This is a genomic window from Pseudomonadota bacterium, assembly GCA_018823135.1.
GTDB lineage: Bacteria > Desulfobacterota > Desulfobulbia > Desulfobulbales > CALZHT01 > JAHJJF01.
Window position 1 is genome coordinate 24,235 of record JAHJJF010000065.1, and the last position, 20,849, is coordinate 45,083.

Sequence of the window (20,849 nt, forward strand, 5' to 3'; positions counted from 1 at the left end):
GGAATGAATTCTAATTAAGACAAATCTTGCCTATATATCAGGTCCTCCGGAACCACTTCTTTATCTCATCCCCTGTAAAACATTTCACCACCGGTCTTCCATGGGGGCAATGGGAAAAAACATCCGCCTCTTGCATTTTTGCAAGGAGATGTTCGATTTCTTCATCCTGTAAAGAATGACCGGCCTTGATCGCCGCCTTGCACGCCAACCCGGCGAGGACGCTTTCCATCCCCCGGGGGGATTGTAACGCCGCATCATTTCCCCGGGCCGAAAACCTTTCAAAAATCCCCTGCAGCACCTCCTCGGGAAGCAGATCCTTAAGAATCGCCGGAACCGCCTTGATCACATAACTTGCACCGCCGAATTCCTCAAGCTCAACCCCTAACGCGGCAATCTCATTTTCATACTCTTTGACCATGGCTCTTTCCTCAGGTTCAAACTCCAGGACCTTTGGGAAAAGCAGTTTCTGGCCGGCAATGGCACCTCTTGAAAAATCCTTTTTCAATTCCTCGAAAATCAGGCGCTCCTGGGCGGCATGCTGATCAATTACCACCAGCCCCTTGTCTGTTTCACAGAGCAGATAGGAATTCATCAGCTGACCGATGGGCCGTATAAAACTCCACCCCATTGTAACAGATGTCGCGCCGGAGTCAAAAAAAGACTCATGAATGACCATACCACAGGCGCTTGTAGCGGGCACTTGCTCACTATCAGGATATGCCACTTGCTGGTGCTGCGGTTCATTTTTTTCAGAATTATTGTCACCGAACAGGGATGTATATCCAGGGGTTGCCGCAGGTTCTGCAGCCTTTATGTTTTTTGGAAAAACCGACTGCCTCACCCACTGATGCTCTATGGCAAAGGGCGCCTGTCTGGCGGACAAACCCTCTTCTCTGGACGGCCTTTCTTCTTCACTGATTATCGGCGTCCCAAACAGGGAATACTTCAACTCTTCCTGAAAACGCCGGAGGGCCTTGCTTACTTCTAAAATAATGAGTTGATGCACAACGTTGGGTTTATGGAAACGGATCTCCTGCTTGGTGGGATGAACATTGACATCGATATCCCCACAGGGAAGATCTATAAAAATAACCCCTGCCGGATGCCCACCCTTCATCAGGAAACCGCGCATGCCCTCAGCAACCGCGTGAGCCACCATCCTATCCCTGACGATTCTGCCATTAACGAACATCCTGAGCCTTGCGTTGACTCCCATATCCTCGGGTGGGAATAAAAGTCCGGAAACACTTATCCCTGCTGAAGATTCAGTTTCCACATCTCTTTTTCCCAGGGATATGAGCAATCCGCCAGAGCGACCGCCCAGAAGTCGCAACACCCTTTCCTCCGGGGAATCGGAATCCGCCGGCAGGTTAATGATCTCTTTGTTGTTTACCGAATAGGAAATGCCCAGTTGATGAAGAGCCAACCCGTAATTACGGATGACCTCTTCTATATGAAACAGCTCAGTCCTGGTTGATTTCAGGAATTTCTTTCTTGCAGGAACATTACTGAAGAGATCTTTCACCTCCATAACCGTACCAAAAAAGCTGCCGGTTTCATGGACCTTTAAAACCGTTCCATACCGAACTTCAACTTTGGATCCGAGAGATGCAGCCGCGGGCCGCGAGATGATCGTCAGGCGGGACACCGAGGCAATACTGGGGATCGCTTCCCCCCTGAAACCCAGGGTTTTAATCTCCCCGAGTTGCCGCTCATCAATAAGCTTACTGGTGGCATGCCGCTCAAGACACAGAAGCAGATCATCCTGGTCCATGCCGGCCCCGTCATCAATCACCCGTATGAGTCTGGTTCCGCCGCCTTCTATCTGAATTGTAATATGCCGGGCGCCGGCGTCTATGGCATTTTCGATAAACTCCTTGACCACGGACGCCGGCCGCTCCACGACCTCACCCGCGGCAATCTGGTTTGCTAAATTTTCTGGAAGGATCTTTATCTTTGACAAGGTTATTCGCTAGTTAACTCAACTTTCTGACTTATTCAAATTTATTGAAATTATTGATGGACTCGTAGATAAGCGAGAGAAACGAGACTTCGAAAAATCGCTGTAGAAAAAGGTCCACCACACAAAATCAACATGTTACAAGCAATAACTCGATGAAATCAGTCTTTTTACGATTTCATCAAATTATGCAGTTATATTAATAAATAAGTGCCATTGATTCACTATCAGAAAAAGCCAGGAGTCAGGATAACTGATTGTACCGCATTTCTTCTGGATTCGGACTCCTGACTCCTGAATTTCAGGTGCTATGCTAACTCAGAAAATTCAGTTGAATACGTTATAGATGGCTTTCAATATTCAGGTTCAGCCAGCTTGCATCCCACCATTCAATGGGGTTGACAAACACGCCGTTTATCAGCATGGCGAAATGCAGATGATCTCCTCCAGCCATTCCTGTGGTACCCGTAAGGCCCAGGGTCGCCCCTTTCTCATATGAATCACCGACCTGAGCGCTGACCTGGCTTAAATGCGAATAAAGGCTGAAAATCCCCTGCCCATGATCCAGGATCACCGTATTGCCGTAAATACCCATATAATCGGCAAAAACCACCAGGCCATCATTTGCGGCAGTAACGGTAGCATGGCGAACCGAGGCGAGATCTATTCCAAGATGATACTGCTGATCTATATTTTCATCCTGATAATAATAACTCCGGAATTCGGCAAACCCGGCCCGTCTGCTGCTCCGCGGCAACCGCTTGAAAGTCCCTTTCCAATGCTTTTCAGCCACGGATTTCCGACAGATTTCTGTAATTTTCCCGGCGTTATCCTGGCGCACCGTATTATTCACATAGAGGTACTGCTCTACATCGGTACCGGACATTTCCGGGTAATATTGTGAGAATTCGGGAAGTTTCTGTTTGAAAAACGCATCACTTAAATTTATACGATCCTTTTCATAAACAACTTTTCGCAGAATCACCCCGAAAACCGATTTTCCCTCATTGCCGGCATTGTCGGCAGCCGAAACCATCGCCGTCTCAATTTTTTCAGTATTAAACGGTATGCCGATGTACGAGACAAACATCCCTTCGACACGGTTTTCCAACTGAAATCCCGGGTAAAAAATATCGTTGATGGTCACTCCATGCCCAATAACCGCTTCATTCACTTTATAAACCACAACACCCGAGCCGCCGGGTTTGATATAACGGGATGAGTAAATGACCGAAACCGCTGGCGGCTGCGTATCAATCATGGTGGAATATGAAACTGATGCGGTGTTGCCTTCCATCCAGCCGCTCCAGGAATGGTCTTTCACCTCAATGATGATTTCAGCCCGACCGTCATCAAATCCGAGTTCCCGGGGAGCGATCATCACAACCTCTTCAATCCGATGCGGCCCTGCATTAAAAAACAAACTGTGTTTAGGAAATTTCTTCCCGTACAGTTTTGTCTTGTTGGCGCCCTGCTTCATGGTGATTTCCATTTCGCTTATGCCGCTTTTCGCATCCGTCACCACTATACTGACTTCCCTGGAAATTCCTATCCTGGTTATATCCGTCAACAGGGTAACCTGCGGCCGCTCCCTTTCATACAGCTTCACTAATAAAAAACCTGCCACTCCCAAAACTATGAGGCCGACGATTAAAAGGATCTGTAGAAAATTACTTCCTGCTTTAATTCTCTTTGATGGCGATGATTGTAATGACATTTAAATCCTTCCAGCCCTTTTCATGAGGCATTTATATTATTATTGTTGGTGAACAGAAACAACGAACGAGTCTGATAAAGATAACATCCTTACCCAAGGAGATTGTCTGCGGGCTTTAATTACGCGGACTTGAAGATGGTATCATCCTTAATTTGTGCAGGCAGTAATTCTAAAGTAAAAAAAAATGTTACGTGTGCAATTGCACCGCAGCTCACGGTCCTTTCCGGCCAAAAACCGGAGCTGCAACCTTCCCAAAACAGGCATCTTCTGCAATGGACAAGCTCTTGTTGGTTATTTCCTGATTGCCCGTATTACTTAACATCACTACCATTTTATTCAACAAAAAGTGTAAGAAGAGTTGAAATTCTTTAATTATTCGACAATTTTTTCCTGGAACAGTTTCAACTTTTTTAATATGCCGGGGTCCTGTCCGGGGCTGCCATACCTGTTATTGCTTGACAGATGGAACACCACCCTCTATACCTTCCCAGGTTTTCATTCCAATAAAGAGAAAATATGGAAGTGATTTTGCCTAAAAAAAACTCCTTTGAAATCATCATAATCGGTGCCGGTCCTGGCGGCCTTGCATGTGCCACCGAACTTGCAGAAAATGGCAGGCAAGTCCTGGTTATTGAAAAAAACGCCCAAGTCGGTCCCAAGGTATGTGCAGGAGGTGTTACCTGGTCCGGTCTGGGGCAATACCTGCCAGACGACCTGATAGAAAAGTCTTTTCCCGAACAGATTATTCAATCAAACCTGCAAAGGATCAGGATTTCTTCCGCCAAGCCGATTATCTCGACTGTGGACCGGAAAAAACTCGGGCAATACATGCTCAGCAAGGCAGAAAATGCCGGTGTAACAGTTAAGATCTCAACAGACGCAAAGAAAATCAGCCGCCGGCAGATCACCACAAACACCGGAGATCTTGAATTTAAATATCTGGTCGGCGCTGACGGCAGTTCTTCTATTGTGCGGAAATTCCTGGGTATCCCCACGAAACATGTCGGGGTGGGAATTCACCATCAGGTCCCCGGTGCTTATGACAAGATGGAATGGCACCTGAACTCAAAGCTGTTTGACAGCGGCTATGCCTGGATTTTCCCGCATAAAACAAGCGCTTCCATCGGCGCTTATGCCTACCGTCCGGCCATACCGCCCAAGGAACTCCAACAAAACTTCTATCAGTGGGTTACGAAAAAGGGCATTGATCTCAAAAATTCATCCCCAAAGGCGGCGCTGATAAACTTCGACTACCGGGGAATCTGCTTTGGCAACTTTTTTCTGGTAGGCGACGCGGCCGGCCTTGCATCCGGGCTCACCGGCGAAGGCATTTATCCGGCAATCCTTTCCGGCCACGAAGCAGCCAGTGCTATTCTTACCGGGGATCATCCATCTTCCAGGTTGAAAAAACTTCTCAGAAGACATACTATCCATAAGCAACTGACGTTGATATCTTCTCGCCACAAAATCTGCTCAAAGCTCATAATGGAAATCCTGGTCGCCGGATTACGAATAAAATGCATCCCTTTCAGCGCCCTTGAAATGGGCTGCCAAGACTGATACACCCCCACCTAATTGAAGCAGGTGGTTTTAAACTCACGGACTTAAAGTCCAGCAAGACCTGCGTGTACCGGTTTAAGACCTACTTGAACCGCAGAATATTGAACACCGAATATCGAATGTCGAAGGAAGGTCCTTTCTCAATTGATACATCTTCCACCCTTCATCATTCAGTATTACTTATTCGACATTCGATATTCAGAAAAATCAACCCCTAACAAAAGGCGAGCCTCCTGAAAGGCTGGGGGGTTAAACCTTGAAAACGGACTAATTAATAAGGAATTCTTGAAGTGGAAACAAAACCTGATCAAAAAAAATCTTACGCGCTTCATGCACTTTTCATTGCCGTCTGTATCGGCGTGTTTCTCTTTTTATGGAACGCCCCGCCAAGCACAACCGCAAAACTCCCTGCAGACGAGGTACACAAGAAATACTACCCTCTGGGCAAAAAGGAAGCTGAAAAAGAATGCGAGAGCTGCCATAACCCCAAAGGAGAAGCCCCCCTTCCCGAAGGCCATCCGCCCAAATACCGCTGTCTTTTCTGTCATAAGAAAATAAAGGGTTAAATTTGCTATGGGCAACCCATTAAAGCTGACACTTGGAACACTGGCAGACACCTTGGTCCTTGGAGAAAAGCTTGGCAGGCAAGCGCAAGCCGGGCAGGTTATCACTCTTGGCGGAAGCCTGGGGGCCGGCAAAACCACCCTTACCCAGGCAATTGCAAAAGGCCTGGCGGTGCCGGACTCATTCTATATAACCAGTCCGACGTTCGGACTGCTGCATGAATATCCCGGGCGTCTCCCCTTTTACCATATGGATCTCTACAGGCTGTCAGGGGAGGAGGAAATTGAAGATGCCGGGCTGCTCGACTATATTTACGGTGAGGGGCTTGCGGTTATCGAATGGCCTGAAAAGCTGGGCCGGCTCATGCCGGAAAACAGAATGCATATTCAAATCGATTTCATCTCGGAATTTTCAAGGAAATACCTGCTCACTCTTCATGGAAAGGGACTGGAAAATCTTCTTCCGTAAAAAGAGGATTATTTCAGACTCTCAAGTTCCCCGGCCAGAGCTTCGAGTTCCGGAAGATGCTTGATCGCGACCTCAAGATCATTTTTGCGACCGGCCTTTTCCATCTCATAGGCAACCTTGCTCATTGCTTCAATGCCGAGACTTGCGGCAGCGCCTTTTATGCTATGCGCCGCTTCTCCAACCGCTTTTGCATCCTGAGCGCTTATCCCTGATTTAATTTTTTCAAGATCCGCGGCCGTTGACTCGCGAAAAAGATCCAGGAGTTCAGCAAGAATCTCTTCATCTTCACCAGACTGCTCAAAGGCGAATGCCCTGTTCCATTCTAAATCAGCCATAAAGCTCCCCTATACGCATATTTTGCCCAATGTTTCTTATTTCCGTCGTGACTGACATCTCGTTATCAATAAAATAGTGAATATAATTCTTATACCCTCTTTTCATCGATAAAAAAAGCCCGAATCGGTCATGGAGTCCTGACACATTCTCTGTAATCCTCGACGCCAGGGAATAGTTGAAGAAAATTCCATCTCTAATAAATTCTCGCATGTTACAATCCGGGCAAATTGTTTTGAAGCTCCCGGTGGCAGGAAAACGAAAAACTCCAAGCTGCGGCGAATGCACCCGCAGGGCATAAAAACGTTTCACTCTGCATGTTCAATTTCTGAAAACGGCACCACGCCTTCACGGATCAAATACACCTTGTTTCCTCTATAGCCGATAATCGTTGAGCCTTTCTCCCCTGGAGTCCTTCCGCCGTCAAGGACCATATCAATACTTCCTCCCAGCTGAGAAACCACCTCCTGGGCACTGACCGCCGCAGGTAGACCGGAGATATTTGCGCTGGTGGCGGTCACCGGGCTGCCGATCATTTCAACCAGTTTCCGGGCCACGGGATGGGAAGAACAACGCACCCCAACAGTGCCGGTATTGCCCGTGAGCAGGGATGAAAGCTCCTCCTTGGCCTTGAAAACCAGGGTAACCGGTCCAGGCCATTGTGTTTCCATGACCGGCCGGTAAACATCCGGCACTTCTTTTACGAGAAATTCCAAGGACGATGGATTATCAATAATTAGCAGAATGGGCTTTTGGGCCACACGTTGCTTAATTAAAAAAAGACGCTTTAAAGCCGCCGGATTAAAAGGATCCACCGCCAGGCCGTAATATGTTTCCGTTGGCAAAGCAACCATGCCCCCGGAACGTATTAAAGAAACAGCATCCTTAAAATCTTTTTCCGATACCGGTTTCATCCGACAACTCATTTCCGAGGTTACTGACGAAAATTATTTCAGCAGATTCCTGGCCTTTTCGTCAACCTGGGCGGCCATTTCCTTCTTGAACTCAACGAGCTTTTCAGCAAGCCTCTCATCTGACAACGATAAAATCTGGGTAGCCAGGATGGCTGCATTTTTCGCCCCTGATTTTCCTATCCCCATGGTGGCTACGGGAACGCCCGGCGGCATCTGTACTGTGGAAAGCAGGGCATCAAGACCCTGAAGCGGCGAAGCGTCGATGGGAACGCCGATTACCGGTAAAGTCGTGTGAGCTGCCAAAACCCCTGCAAGATGAGCAGCCATCCCGGCGCCGGCGATTATCACCTTGATGCCCCGCGCCCTGGCTGTGCTCGAAAATGTTGCCGCCCTCTCAGGCGTCCTGTGGGCGGAAGCAACGGTCATTTCATAAGGAATAGCCATTTTATCAAGAAAATCGGCTCCAGCCTGCATGACCGGCAGGTCTGAATCGCTTCCCATAACAATACCTACAAGCGGTGCATTACTCATTGTTCATTCTCCCTAAAGCTTTATGGCCTATATCTTTCCGGTAATAACAGTCTTCCCAGTGTATTTTGTTTACAGCCTCATACGCCGCATCTATCGCTTCCTGCAAAGTATCACCCAGAGCGGTTACTCCAAGTACCCTGCCGCCTGCATTAACCAGATCGTTGCCCTGCATTGCGGTTCCGGCATGAAACACTTCAACCAGAGGATTTTGCGAAGCATCATCAATGCCGGCAATCACCTTGCCCTTGTCATATGCGCCGGGATATCCCCCTGAAGCCATGACCACGCAGACCGTCGGCCTCGGGTCGACATCAAGGACAATTTCGTCCAAGCGGCCGTCAATGGCGGCTTCCATAATATCAACCAGGTCGGTTTTCACCCGCATCAATAGCGGCTGCGCCTCAGGATCTCCGAATCTGCAATTGAATTCCAACACTTTTGCAACGCCCTTGTCAATCATCAATCCCGCATACAGCATTCCTTTAAAAGGTATGCCTTCAGCTTTAAGAGCATTGATCGTCGGGATCATAACTTTATCCATTGCCTGCCGGTGCATTTCATCGGTTACAACCGGCGCCGGAGAATAAGCGCCCATACCGCCGGTATTGGGTCCTTTATCCCCATCATAAACCGCCTTGTGGTCTTGGGAAGTGGGCAGCGGCAGAATAGTTTTGCCGTCTGAAAAGGCAATAAAAGAGGCTTCCTCGCCCACGAGAAACTCTTCAATAATGACCCGGGCACCGGCTTCGCCAAACGCCTTGTCAGCCTTAATAAGATTTACGGCTTCTTTGGCCTCAAGAACGGTCTGGGCAACGATAACACCCTTCCCGGCTGCAAGCCCATCAGCCTTGACTACGACAGGAGCGCCCAACCTGTCTATACATTCATTGGCTTCATGCTGATTTTCAAAAACTTCATATTCTCCGGTTGGGATGCCGTATTTTTTCATGAGGTTCTTGGAAAAAACCTTACTGCCCTCCATGGCCGCCGCCTGTTTTGAAGGGCCGAACACCCTCATTCCCGCCGCTTCAAAAATATCAACTATTCCTTCGGTCAGAGGGACTTCCGGGCCGACGATGGTCAGGTCAATTCCTGTCCCTTTGGCAAATTCCAGAATTTTTTCTATATCAGAGGATTCCAGGGCAACGCATTCGGCAATTTTATTTATTCCGGCATTTCCGGGTACGCAATAAATTTTATCAACACGCGGACTCTGTTTGAGTTTCCATACAATTGCATGCTCTCTACCGCCGGAACCAACCACCAGAACCTTCATCAGAAAATCTCCTTACCTTGCTGATATAATTCACAAAAAACAATGTTCACCCGTATCAATTATTCCTTTTTTTTTGACCTTTACAAATGCAGGAAAGACTACCTCCCACAGATATCCTTGTCAAGAAAACGCGACATATTCTCACTCTTTATAAAAAAACATCTAATAACAACAACTTTTACTCTTGACACTACTTATAAGCCTTTTTATGATAGCTGTGATAAAATGAATGGGCACTCATTCAAAAATAAGCCGTCAAAATCTTTGACGCATATTCTTCTGATATATGAGAACAGCGAACAAACACGAAAAAATCATTCAGGCTGCGGTAAAGGTCTTAGCACGAAAAGGCTTTTTCAATGCGAGGATATCAGATATCGCCAAAGAGGCTCAAGTTGCCGACGGCACCATCTATCTTTATTTCAACAACAAATACGATATCCTGATATCCCTCTTTGAAGAGGAAATCGGAAAAATCATCCAGGACGTCAAAGAGTTACTGGCCCAGGAGACAGATCCGCGCAGGATGATTGAGCTCTTTGCCGTCCATCACATGAAACTGATGAAGGATAAAAGGGAACTTGCAGAGGTTCTCCAGGTTGAACTCCGACAGAGTAATAAATTCATGAAAGAATACCGAAACACCAGATTCATGGAATATGTCGATATCATCTCAACCATTATCCATCTGGGAAAGGATCAGAACATCTTCCGGCAGGATATTCAGCCGGGGATTGCCAAAAGGGCTTTTTTCGGAGCGTTGGACGAGATGTCCAGACTTTGGACTTTAAGTCCGAAACACCAATATACCCTTGAAGAGACCGGTTTGCATATCGCCGGCATGTTCCTGAATGGACTCGTCGACCATAAAATCCCTTCCCTTGCCTAGTGGGGTCTCAATTACCTCTGATTTCCAGAAAGCCTTTAAGCCCTCTCCGAAGATTTGATATCCAATATTTCAAGCTGCCGGTTGCCACCCGGGGTGTCGAATTGTATTTCGTCCCCGACGTTTTTGCCTATCATTGACCGGCCAAGCGGCGACAGAACCGAAATACTGCCATTCTTGACATCACTTTCATCTGGTCCCAGCACCTGATACTGAACTTCCTCATTGGTATCCAGATCGATTAAAGTCACCACGGTGCCGAATACAACCCGATCACAACTGACCGATGAACAGTCGATGATTTCCGCCCGGCCCAGTTTGTCTTTGAGCTCCATGATTCTGCCTTCGATAAAACCCTGTCGTTCCTTGGCGGCGTGATATTCGGCATTTTCTTTCAAATCCCCGTGGCCCCGGGCAACTTCTATGGATTTAATAACTTCCGGCCTTTCTTTTTTATGCAGCCTGTTCAATTCTTCCTGCAAAACGGTATAACCCGTTTTAGACATTGGTACTCTGACAACCATAAGTAATTCTCCCTAAATAAAATATATCCTCATACTATGGCCGGATCATTCTTACCGAGTGTCCGGACATAATATACATTAATAAAAAACACTGTCCCTGCAGATAGCTGTTCAGCCGATTAAGCCGGCCTAAAAATAAAGAAGGACAGAGATTGAATAATCCCGGCCCTAAAACAACTTCTCAAGTAACAACCCTATTATATCACCACCGATAGACGGCGGAAACAATTACTTCCCTTTTTCTATAAACCTGCGATGAAGTTATTTCCCCGACAGCCTCAAAGATCAGGTTCTCGGTTGATTCCAGGAAAAAACCACCCCTGAAGGTCTGTTGCCCATATCCCTTGGAGTCATAGCCAAGAGAATATTCTACAGTATAATACCGCGGCACGCCACGGGAAAGGGTATCTTCTGAAAATTTATGTTTGAAGTACAGACTAAAGAGATTCACCCAGTAGTTCTTAGGGGTCCAGTATGGGTGATCATATTCAGCAAAGCCGTCCTCAGTGAGCGGGCCGACAGATCTGCCTTCCCGGGAATCCTTAAAATCGTAAGAATAGCTTAACTTAAGAAAAGTGGGATCGGACAAGATTATATATGATGTCCAAAAAGAATACCCTGTTATTTTGTTTCCGTCTGAGTAATCAGTGAAACCGTAATTTCCGCCTGCCATGAGACGAGGCAAAATATCAAGCGAGATACCGCCTGCCGAATCTTCCCGAACAACGTTTCTTGTAATGCTTGCCGTTGTATCCTCAACAACATCACGGGTAAAAGACATCGTGCCGGTGAGTGTATCGCCGATTTTCCCCTTGAGAGCGCATTTCGCCAAAACAGTATCGGAGCCCCCATCCCCCAGTGCCTGCACCCCGGTCCCCAAGGAAAACGTCAAGCCATTCATTATCCCGGCCTCATAGGAGAGGAAGGCTCTGGTGGCATGAATTTTATTTTCAAACGCCATGGAGCGGTAATTGATGTTGTCCACCGAAAGCTCAAATTCCTGCCTGAGCCATGGGGAAAGCCACAAAGAAACACCACCCCAATTCTTTTCCATGGACTTATAATCGTCCCGCCCTGCTTCACGTCGCAAACCATAGCTGACCGTATTCCTCGGGCTGCGCTTGAAATGATTCCGCTCCTTGGCCTCAGTCAGTCCGGGATAATTACTGTTACGCATTCCAAGCTGCTCGTAGAGTGATGCCTCTTCGCCGAGCCTCCCCAGATGGGCATATATGCCGGCAAGATCAAAAAGGATGGAATCTTCGCCGGGATACTCCCTCATAAGAACCTCGTATTCATTGACCGCCTGAAAATATTCCCTTCTTTTGACAACCCTCCGTGCAGAGAGTTCTTTTTCAAACAATCGCTGCCAACTGAACTGGGCATAAAAAGGTGCTGCAATTGTATTCACCAGTCTTTGGCCCGGTGATTCGTTTTCAGCGGCATATACCACGTCCATGATAATTTCTGAGAAATCATCATCATCAGTCCTGTCAAAATCAAATATATCCCAGAAAGATTTTTTCTTTGCAGCCGGGGCAAGCACTACACCTGTTTCCTCGGCCTTGGCTCGCAATAAATCCTCTACGGGTGTTTTGAGGAAACTCTCATATGCCTTGATTGAATTATCCCAGTCGTTCATGGCCCAGAGGCTTCTCGCTTTAACGAGCAGAATGTCGGGGCTGTCCGGCCGGGTCTTAAGTAAAATATCGCTTTGCTTTACTGCTTCGTCGTACATACCAGCTCTAAACAACATCCCGGGAAGCTTGTGTTCCGCGGATGTGCTGTCGGGCATTTCAGTAATAATCTGCTTGATGAGATCAAGAGCACCTGCAATATCACCAAGCTTTTCAAGGGCCTCAACCTGCAGGATGCCTGCGGTAACCGAATCCGGAGCTCTCCGGCGTGCGACCTTGGCGATCTGCAGCAATTCAGGAAATCGTCTTTGCCGTTTATAGATTTCAGCCATTGATAACAATACTGACAAGTCCTTGTCAGCTGCGGAAAGCGTTTTTGTAATTTCCAGAAAACCCGGGTCATTGCCGGTCACTTCATAAATTTCCTGTAAATAAAGGCGCGCCTCAAGATCAAAAGAGGTATTGAGGAGATTGCGAAAATACTCTTCAGCCTGTTCAAACTCACTTGCCAGCACCAGAAATCTTCCCAAGGCAAATTCCAGCTCCGCAGATTGCTCACCGACCGCGCCGTCCTCTTTTTCCTTCATTTTTTTCTGCTGTGCTAAGAGTTTTCGGGTCAGCCCTATAGCGCCCCAATGACCACCCCTTGCCGACATCATTCTCGCTTCAAGAAGATCCTGACTGATATTGCACCGGTCATTTGCCGAAATGGAGGAAAGCCAGATCTCCGGATCAATTTCCTGCACATGTCTTTCCAACGATAAATCAAAAAGCGCACTGAGCACATCGCATGACAGGTGATCGATGGTGAGAGCTCTCCGCAAGAATTGTTCCGCCTCAAAATACCTGCCTGTTCCTCGAAATAGCTCCGACATTTCCAGCAAGGCAGGGATTTGATGCCCATCTGACCCTGACTCCGGTTCCTGATCCACGATCCACCTATACAGCGCCAAAGCCTGGTTCTCATCGCCGCTGTGGGCCAGAGCCTGTGCAAAAATCAAGTGTTCTTCAGCGCCCCAGATTTGCCGATTTTCATAATCAAGCTCTTTCAGGTGATTATGAACGGAATGCAGTTTCCCCAATTGCCCGGCAAGGATAATGCATCGTTTCCTGATATCTTTCTCGGACCAACCGAATTCCTTCTGCCATTCTTTCCCGGAAACCAGCAACGCCTCAAAATCATTCAAGGCCTTTCCCTGTTGGCCGGTACGTTCATACAATAATCCACGGAATAGCAGGAATTTCTGCCCCTTGTGGCCAGCCTGCGCCAAAATGTCAAAGTGCTCGCCGCTCTTTATATAACTTTGCTTTTCAAAATAAAGTATTGCGAGTTTCAGGGTAATCTCTTGATCCTCGGGCTCCAGTTGATGAATGACCTCCAGCACTTCGATCAAATCGTCTTCCCTGCCAAGGCGGTCAAGCAGATTCGCCATGGAACGAAACACTGCAGCCCCACGGGTTGTAATCCGCGAAGGATACCTCCAGATGGAAAGCGCTCCTTCGTTCACGCCTATGGCCAGCAGATCCTTTGCCAGGGCGGTCAGAATTTCCGGATCACCTGGGGTGATTGCAAACAATTGTCGATACAGGGGGAGTGCCTCCTTGAAACGGCCCGTGGCTTCATATAACCGCGCCGCTTCCTTGAGATCTACTTCCTTCTTCGGGGGTTCCACGGCAAAATAACTTTCAAGTGCGGCAAAAGTCTCCTCTTTGTTCCCCTGAGCCGCATGGAGAGCAATCAACGAACGAAGTGCTTTTTTGTCATGGGGTTTTTTCTGGACATACCGAATGAGATGGGGCAACGCCCTGGCCGGTTGATTTGTTTCCAGATATAAATTCGCCACCTGATATAAAATTGCTGGGTCATCCGGACTCTGGTCAAGGAGTACCAGTGATTGCTCAAGAGCTTCCTGTTTCCTGCCCTCTTTTTTATAAAACGCCGCAAGGCGTGCATGTGCTTCTTTATTTCCGGTGTCACGGTCCGCCAGCCGTTTCCAGAAACCAATGGCCAGATTTTCCAAGCCCAGGGCATCATGAACCCGGGCCGCCGTGATCAGGACTTCGCTGTCAGCCTGATCAGCTGCGGCCAAACCGCCAACATAGACCCTGGTTTTCTCAAAATCCCCGAGATCATAAGCCAAATCGGCAATAATCCCTTTAAGTGCTTGATCCTCGGGCCTGCTTTTACGCATCACCTCAAAACCGTCCAGGGCCTCTGATTTGCGGCCGAGTTCGAGCAGGCAGTAGGTTAATCCGGCAAGCGCCTGCCGGTTCTCAGGCTCCTTGACAAGTATTTTCTGATACAGATCAATGGCCCGGCCCGAATGCTTATTTTCAAGCTTTATCCGGGCAAGTTTTTTCACATACACTAAATCTTCCTCGGTCTGCTCCACCAGTTCCTCAATAACCGTTTCAGCTGCTGCAATATTTCCTGTTTTGAGAAAGGCCTGAACAAGCTCCCACTGGACAATTTCATTATCGCGCTTGAGCTCTAATACTTCACGGTAGAGTTCCACTGCTTTAGAAAAATCGCCTTTACGAATTTCCGCCCGTGCTTCCTTCAACTTTCTCAGCCAGACCGGTGCTGCGCTTCCTTGAAGGACTATTTCTCTCGCAGGAATCACTTCTTCCAGTAACGGCGAAAGCATTTTCCCCAAATAGGCTTCCTGCGGTTTCGTGAGGGATTGGGCATAAACAGGTTGGAGCAGAAACACCAGCAAAGCAAGTATTCCGGCAAAAAGACCGGCAAAGCGGACAAAACGGCTGAGATCGCACTTTCCCACGACGGATAACGGCGCCGGAAACACCGCCACTTCGTTATCGAGCTGCAAGGAATGCGTTTGGCGCATGATGATGCTTAATTGGATCGCTGATTGATGAAATCGTAGATAGCGAATGCAAAGAGACTTCGAAAAGACTGATTTTATCGAGTTATTGCACGTTAACATGTTGATCTTGTGTGGTGAACCTTTTTGCTACATCGACTTTTAACGGAGCCGTCACTGATTGCCAAAACACAGAGGATAGCCGATGAACTCCTGTTCAGGTCCGCCAGGTCTCGAATAAGTCATCAAGGAAACTTCTAATATCCGGGACTTCTTCTTCAAGATATTTCTTCATCTTCTTGAGCAAATTGGCCTCAATCTGCCGGACTCGTTCTCTGGAAACACCGAATTCATCAGCGATTGTCTGTAGGGTTATGACCTCATCGGTTAGCAGTCTTCTTTCGAGGATCGCAAGCTCTTTATCATTCAAGAACACTTTAATTTTCTGGATAAGTTCCTGGACCTTTTCGTTTACTTCTTTTTCTGCAACTTTCTCTTCAATGGTCGGTCCGCCGCTGGGGAAAAAATTCTTCTGTTCCTCGTCCGAGTCTTCCCTTACCGGACTTTCAAGGGAAACATCCCAGCCGTCCATACGCTGGCTCATTTCAATGACTTCGCTCTCTTTGACGTTCAGTCGCTCAGCCAACAATTTCACCTCGGGCTTAAACCCTTGGGATTCAAGGAGTTTTTTCTCCTTGTTAAGGCTGAAAAAAAGCTTTCGCTGGGCCTGGGTGGTGCCGATTTTAACCAATCGCCAGTTATCCATGATGAATTTAAGGATATAGGCCCGTATCCAATATGCGGCGTAATAAGAAAATTTCACCCCCCGGTACGGATCGAATTTTTTTACCGCCTGAACAAGACCGACGTTTCCTTCCTGAATAAGATCAAGAAAGTTCTGCATCCAGTATTTCTGGAAATCCATTGCCACTTTGACAACAAGGCGAAGATTAGCGGTAACCAGTTTATAGGCAGCTTCCTGATCCCCTTCCTCATTAAGACGGATGGCCAGGGCCTCGGTCTCCTCACGGGTGAGAAGCTCGTATTGGCTTATCTCCTTGAGATAACGATGCAATCCGGGATGGGTCATTGCCGGCAGATTACTGTCATCAGGCAATGCCACCAGCGGATAGATGTGCTCTTCCGACCCGAAGTCCTCAGATTCCTCTATTATTTCTGATTCTTTTTCCATAATTCTTTATATTTCTTAATAATCAGGGAAGTGGAAGGACCTCCTTCCCGGAAACAATTTTTAATAAATCATTGAAACTTCCCGCAGCAGGAAAGTATCCGCAAGGGGTATGAATTTCGACTCCAAGCTCCTGGGAAAGCACTCGCTGTTCCAGTTCAAATATTCTGGAATCATTGTCGGGCAAGTAATCTTCTTTTGCAAAACAAATCAACAAAAAACCATGCCCTTTTTTCGACACCAAGGTTATTTCAAGGATTCAATCCATAGAAAAATCCTCATTTTTTTTTCATCTGTACCATATCCCACAAAAAAAAGTATAAACTTTACTCGATGAAAATAACCAGGGCAATGGCTTTCCAAGAATCGAAATATGCAAAATTATATTTTTTAATACTTTGATTTATGTTAATAATTTGTAGTTTTACTCTGGATTTTTGTTACTGCACAGGTCAAAAGACTATAGACATCCAGGCCGTGGGTTTTAGAAAAAACAGACAAACATAATCTTGAGCGCCCGGCTTCGATCAATGCACAGCCAGGATCCCAAGGGTATAAACTTCGACATCAAAAACTAACAACCGACAGTCTAACCAACCTGGGTTGTTACGTTTTTTATCAAACAACGGATACTCATTCCTCCAACAGATACCCTATCAGGCAACTGTACATTTATGAAAAATATTAGAAATTTCAGCATAATAGCACATATAGATCATGGGAAATCAACTCTGGCCGACAGATTTATCCAGCATTGCGGCATGGTTACCGCCCGTGAATTCCATGACCAGCTTCTCGACAATATGGACATTGAAAGAGAGCGCGGCATCACCATTAAAAGCCAGGCGATCTGTTTGCCCTATAAGGCAAAAGACGGCACAGAATACATCCTGAACCTGGTTGATACACCGGGGCATGTTGATTTCAGCTACGAGGTGTCTCGGGCTCTTGCGTCCTGTGAAGGTGCTTTACTGTTAATTGATGCGGCGCAGGGAGTGGAGGCGCAAACCCTTGCCAATCTCTATCTTGCCATGGAAAACAATCTGGAAATCATCCCGGTGATTAATAAAATCGATCTGCCGTCAGCCGACCCCACAGCCATTGCCCTGCAGATTGAAGAAGATCTCGGTCTGGACGCCGAGCGCACCGTTGCATGTTCTGCTAAAACCGGTAAGGGCGTCGATGAAGTCCTTGAGGCGGTGGTCAAATTTCTCCCGCCACCCCGAGGTGATGTCGCCGCGCCCCTGGAGGCGCTGATTTTTGACGCACGCTACGACGCCTTCCGAGGAACGATTATCTCCTGCCGTATCTTTCAAGGCCGCGTACGTCCGGGCGATACGATCAAATTCATGTCGAACAAGGCTTCATACCGGGTTGAAGAGGTTGGGGTCTTTCGCTTGAAACGCGAATCAAGAAAAGAACTTTCCGCCGGCCAGGTGGGTTATATCATTGCCGGCGTAAAAACTGTAAGCGACACCAAAACCGGTGACACCATTACCCTTAAGGACAATCCCTGCACAAAAGCCCTGCCCGGTTTCAAGGAAATTCAGCCGGTGGTATTCTCTTCCCTCTATCCCATCTCAACGGATGAATATGAAAACCTTGCAACGGCAATTGAAAAACTCAAACTCAATGATGCCTCGCTGTCATATCAGAAAGACGCGTCATCAGCCCTGGGTTTTGGGTTTCGTTGCGGCTTCCTTGGCCTTCTGCACCTGGAGGTCGTCCAGGAACGACTGGAACGCGAATTCGACATCCCGCTTATCCTTACCGTACCGTCGGTAAAATATCATTTTTACCTTCAGGACCAAACCATGCTGGAAGTGGACAACCCGGCATATTTTCCTGATCCTGCAAAAATCCTCCGCACCGAAGAACCGTATATCAAGGCAACGATTCTCATACCGGAACGCTATATGGGGGTTATCATGACCCTTTGCATGGAACGCCGGGGCGAAAACACCAATTACCATTATCCCATGCCCGGCCGCATAGAATTCACCTGTGAACTGCCCCTTGCGGAAGTCATTTATGACTTTTATGACAAACTCAAATCCATCACCCAGGGGTATGGCTCCTTTGATTACGCTCTGATCGATTACCGGCCCAGCGATCTTTCCAAACTGGATATTCTGGTAAATGGTGAAAGGGTCGACGCCCTCTCGCAACTGGTTCATAAATCAAAAGCACGTGAACGTGGCCTTCATGCCTGCGAAAGGCTCAAAGAAGAAATCCCCCGCCAAATGTTTAAAATCGCCATCCAAGGGGCGATCGGCGGCACAATCATCGCCCGTGAAACCATTGCCGCCCTCCGAAAAGACGTTACGGCAAAATGCTACGGCGGCGACATTTCAAGAAAGCGCAAACTGCTTGAAAAGCAGAAAGCCGGCAAGAAACGGATGAAGACCGTCGGCAACGTCGACATCCCCCAGAAAGCCTTCCTGGCGGTCCTCAAATCCGAACAGACCTGAAATGAAAGATCACAGGAGGTCGCTTTTTCAGCGGTTTGCAAAACTTTTCGATCATCGCCGAAATCCGTAACAACCTGTCTATCATTCCACAGTATCGCTGCCAACTCCTGTAAATTTCCGACAAAACCCATGCCATAAACTATCTCCGGGATATAATCACCTTATTTCCAGATAGTTAGCTTGTGGCGCGAGGAAATAGCGCTGATCAGCGTTGAACCATGCCAGCAACCAGGAAAATCCCGTCTTATCAAGCCGAACTATTGGACTGAAAAAACCAACGATAACAGATGGTTGAGGCTAAACAAAAAAACACGACAGATCAATGAGTTAAAAAAACTTGACTTGCCACTTTCCGCCGTAATAAAAAGGAGCAAAGTACAACTTCTTAAGAACTTAAAAAAAAGGGAGGGCAATGCCATGCAGAAAGAAATAATCAAGCAAAAATACCGCTCCTTCCTGAAAGAAATTGAAACCGATCTGCAGGGGAAAGCACAGGGGTACATGAAAACCCTGAAGATCGGTAAAAAGATATTTCCCTTCTGCATCAGTCCCCAGATTGAGGTGATCCTCCTTGATCCCGAGGACCAAACCATCATCTACAGAAGAACTTCAGACCCTGATGCCCTGATCAGAAAAAAAGGTGAATGGATAGTAGGAAAACCCCTGGATGTCGTGTGCAACGCCATCAACTGGGCAGAACTGATGAAGCGTCAAAAACAATAAGGTCTTTTGCACAATTGGCACACTTCCCTTTGGGGAAGGGACCAAAAACCGCTTTTCGGCAAGCACATATTGTCAACAACGGCAAACTGGAAAAATGCTGAAAAAACAAATAGTAAAACGAACAGGTTGGCAGTGGGTAGGAAACGCAAACTTCTGGACCGGAGCAGGAAAAAGAACAAGATAATTATGATAGATCAGCGATAACGCTCCGAAGGGAGCGATGCTGACCGGAACCCTGGCGGACAATTTCTTCTTAAAGAGGATCTATGCGAAGACAGGAATTTTTCAGGTTAGGGGCATAGCTGATGTTCTTTGCGCAGAAAATTTATCCAGCGAGTATACAAACGCCGCGGTTGGCAAGAATAGTCTGGATTTCCTGATCGGGAAGTCTGCAGTTCTGCTGCTTCATGAGGTAAACGATACAGTCTTTGCAGACGGCAAAAGTGCTTCGGTAATCATCAAGTGTTTCGACGATTTCCCAGCACGGCGTTCCGGAATTTTGATAGGCCTTACAATTTTCAGGGTTACTGCACTTCATAATTTCCCAGCAGGGCAAGTCACTCATCACAGACATACAGTTAACGCTCCCCCAATAAACCTCAGTAAATAAGCTCCAAATGGGAATCCACCTCTTACCCATTCAGCCCCGACCAATAGCACCTCCCCAGGCACGAAATATCAATAAACCACTAACTGAGAAAATGGTCAAGTCCGACACGTAAATTATCAACACCCTCACCGGTTTTTGCGGAAAAAAGAATCCGCGCGGCAGGGATGATACCAAGGGATGCATCAAGGGCCTTGGCATTTTTATACTGCTGATTTTTGGACAGTTTATCCGTTTTCGTATAAACCGGAAGCACCGGAATATTATGGGCATTGAGCCATCCCACTAAATCACGGTCCTGATCTTTCAGGTCATGACGAATATCCAGAATGACAACCACACAACGCAATGTCTCCCTGGATTCCAAATAGCCGGTAATCAGTTCCTGCCATTGGGCCTGCACACTCTTAGGCACTTTGGCAAAACCATATCCCGGGAGATCCACCAGGTAATAGGAGGCATCCTCAACCAGAAAATAATTAAGGCTCTGGGTTTTACCCGGCTTGGAACTCACCTTGACGAGATTGCGGCGGTTTATCAGCTTGTTGATCAGACTTGATTTACCAACGTTTGAACGCCCGGCAAAGGCGATTTCCGGAAATTCCGGTTCGGGCAACTGCCGCAAACTATAAGCGCTTATCACAAAGCTGACATTTTCATACAT

General features: G+C 47.3%; 15 protein-coding genes and 1 pseudogene. 6 read left to right on the plus strand and 10 right to left on the minus strand.

The features are described from left to right. Nucleotides 1–37: 37 nt before the first annotated feature. Together mutL and KKE17_06540 are read right to left on the minus strand one after the other, a co-directional pair. Nucleotides 38–1,963, minus strand: coding sequence for a DNA mismatch repair endonuclease MutL (gene mutL, locus KKE17_06535; protein MBU1709645.1), 1,926 nt, complete (start codon nt 1,961–1,963; stop codon nt 38–40). 337 nt (nt 1,964–2,300) lie between these two features. After that, complete coding sequence (locus tag KKE17_06540; GenBank protein MBU1709646.1) at nt 2,301–3,677, minus strand: M23 family metallopeptidase; 1,377 nt, start codon at nt 3,675–3,677, stop codon at nt 2,301–2,303. A gap of 516 nt (nt 3,678–4,193) precedes the next feature. On the opposite strand from KKE17_06540, the gene KKE17_06545 reads away from it, so the two are divergent. The 3 genes from KKE17_06545 to tsaE all read left to right on the plus strand — a co-directional run bounded on the left by KKE17_06545 (nt 4,194) and on the right by tsaE (nt 6,269). Further along, on the plus strand, nt 4,194–5,237 hold the full coding sequence (locus KKE17_06545; protein ID MBU1709647.1) for an NAD(P)/FAD-dependent oxidoreductase: 1,044 nt from the start codon (nt 4,194–4,196) through the stop codon (nt 5,235–5,237). Between the two features lie 290 nt (nt 5,238–5,527). Continuing rightward, nucleotides 5,528–5,803 carry a hypothetical protein gene (locus KKE17_06550; GenBank protein ID MBU1709648.1) on the plus strand — a complete coding sequence of 92 codons (276 nt, stop codon included), beginning with the start codon at nt 5,528–5,530 and terminating at the stop codon, nt 5,801–5,803. Between the two features lie 7 nt (nt 5,804–5,810). Next, nucleotides 5,811–6,269: a tRNA (adenosine(37)-N6)-threonylcarbamoyltransferase complex ATPase subunit type 1 TsaE gene (gene tsaE, locus KKE17_06555; protein MBU1709649.1), complete on the plus strand. Its 459-nt coding sequence runs from the start codon at nt 5,811–5,813 to the stop codon at nt 6,267–6,269. Nucleotides 6,270–6,277: 8 nt separating this feature from the next. On the opposite strand, the gene KKE17_06560 is transcribed toward tsaE, so the two are convergent. The 3 genes and pseudogenes from KKE17_06560 to purD all read right to left on the minus strand — a co-directional run bounded on the left by KKE17_06560 (nt 6,278) and on the right by purD (nt 9,323). Next, entirely contained in the window at nt 6,278–6,604 is a 327-nt protein-coding gene (locus KKE17_06560; protein ID MBU1709650.1) for an Hpt domain-containing protein, read from the minus strand. A gap of 306 nt (nt 6,605–6,910) precedes the next feature. Continuing rightward, a complete protein-coding gene (locus KKE17_06565) occupies nt 6,911–7,528 on the minus strand; it encodes a threonylcarbamoyl-AMP synthase (protein MBU1709651.1) in 618 nt (205 codons plus the stop codon). A 21-nt stretch (nt 7,529–7,549) separates the two neighbouring features. After that, a pseudogene (gene purD / locus KKE17_06570) lies at nt 7,550–9,323 on the minus strand (phosphoribosylamine--glycine ligase). A 286-nt stretch (nt 9,324–9,609) separates the two neighbouring features. On the opposite strand from purD, the gene KKE17_06575 reads away from it, so the two are divergent. Further along, entirely contained in the window at nt 9,610–10,212 is a 603-nt protein-coding gene (locus tag KKE17_06575) for a TetR family transcriptional regulator (GenBank protein ID MBU1709652.1), read from the plus strand. Nucleotides 10,213–10,247: 35 nt separating this feature from the next. On the opposite strand, the gene greA is transcribed toward KKE17_06575, so the two are convergent. The 3 genes from greA to KKE17_06590 form a co-directional block, all read right to left on the minus strand. Continuing rightward, nucleotides 10,248–10,733 carry a transcription elongation factor GreA gene (greA, locus tag KKE17_06580; protein MBU1709653.1) on the minus strand — a complete coding sequence of 162 codons (486 nt, stop codon included), beginning with the start codon at nt 10,731–10,733 and terminating at the stop codon, nt 10,248–10,250. A 202-nt stretch (nt 10,734–10,935) separates the two neighbouring features. Further along, entirely contained in the window at nt 10,936–15,219 is a 4,284-nt protein-coding gene (locus tag KKE17_06585; protein MBU1709654.1) for a tetratricopeptide repeat protein, read from the minus strand. A 193-nt stretch (nt 15,220–15,412) separates the two neighbouring features. After that, nucleotides 15,413–16,387 (minus strand): RNA polymerase factor sigma-32, encoded by a 975-nt coding sequence (locus KKE17_06590; GenBank protein MBU1709655.1) that lies wholly within the window; start codon nt 16,385–16,387, stop codon nt 15,413–15,415. 671 nt (nt 16,388–17,058) lie between these two features. Here KKE17_06590 and lepA point away from each other — a divergent pair. Both lepA and KKE17_06600 read left to right on the plus strand, forming a co-directional pair. After that, complete coding sequence (gene lepA / locus KKE17_06595; GenBank protein ID MBU1709656.1) at nt 17,059–18,855, plus strand: translation elongation factor 4; 1,797 nt, start codon at nt 17,059–17,061, stop codon at nt 18,853–18,855. Nucleotides 18,856–19,272: 417 nt separating this feature from the next. Continuing rightward, complete coding sequence (locus KKE17_06600; protein ID MBU1709657.1) at nt 19,273–19,578, plus strand: hypothetical protein; 306 nt, start codon at nt 19,273–19,275, stop codon at nt 19,576–19,578. A gap of 325 nt (nt 19,579–19,903) precedes the next feature. Here the strand turns inward: KKE17_06600 and KKE17_06605 are convergent, their stop codons facing one another. Both KKE17_06605 and yihA read right to left on the minus strand, forming a co-directional pair. Beyond that, entirely contained in the window at nt 19,904–20,116 is a 213-nt protein-coding gene (locus KKE17_06605; GenBank protein MBU1709658.1) for a hypothetical protein, read from the minus strand. 151 nt (nt 20,117–20,267) lie between these two features. Then, nucleotides 20,268–20,849: a ribosome biogenesis GTP-binding protein YihA/YsxC gene (yihA, locus tag KKE17_06610; protein MBU1709659.1), complete on the minus strand. Its 582-nt coding sequence runs from the start codon at nt 20,847–20,849 to the stop codon at nt 20,268–20,270.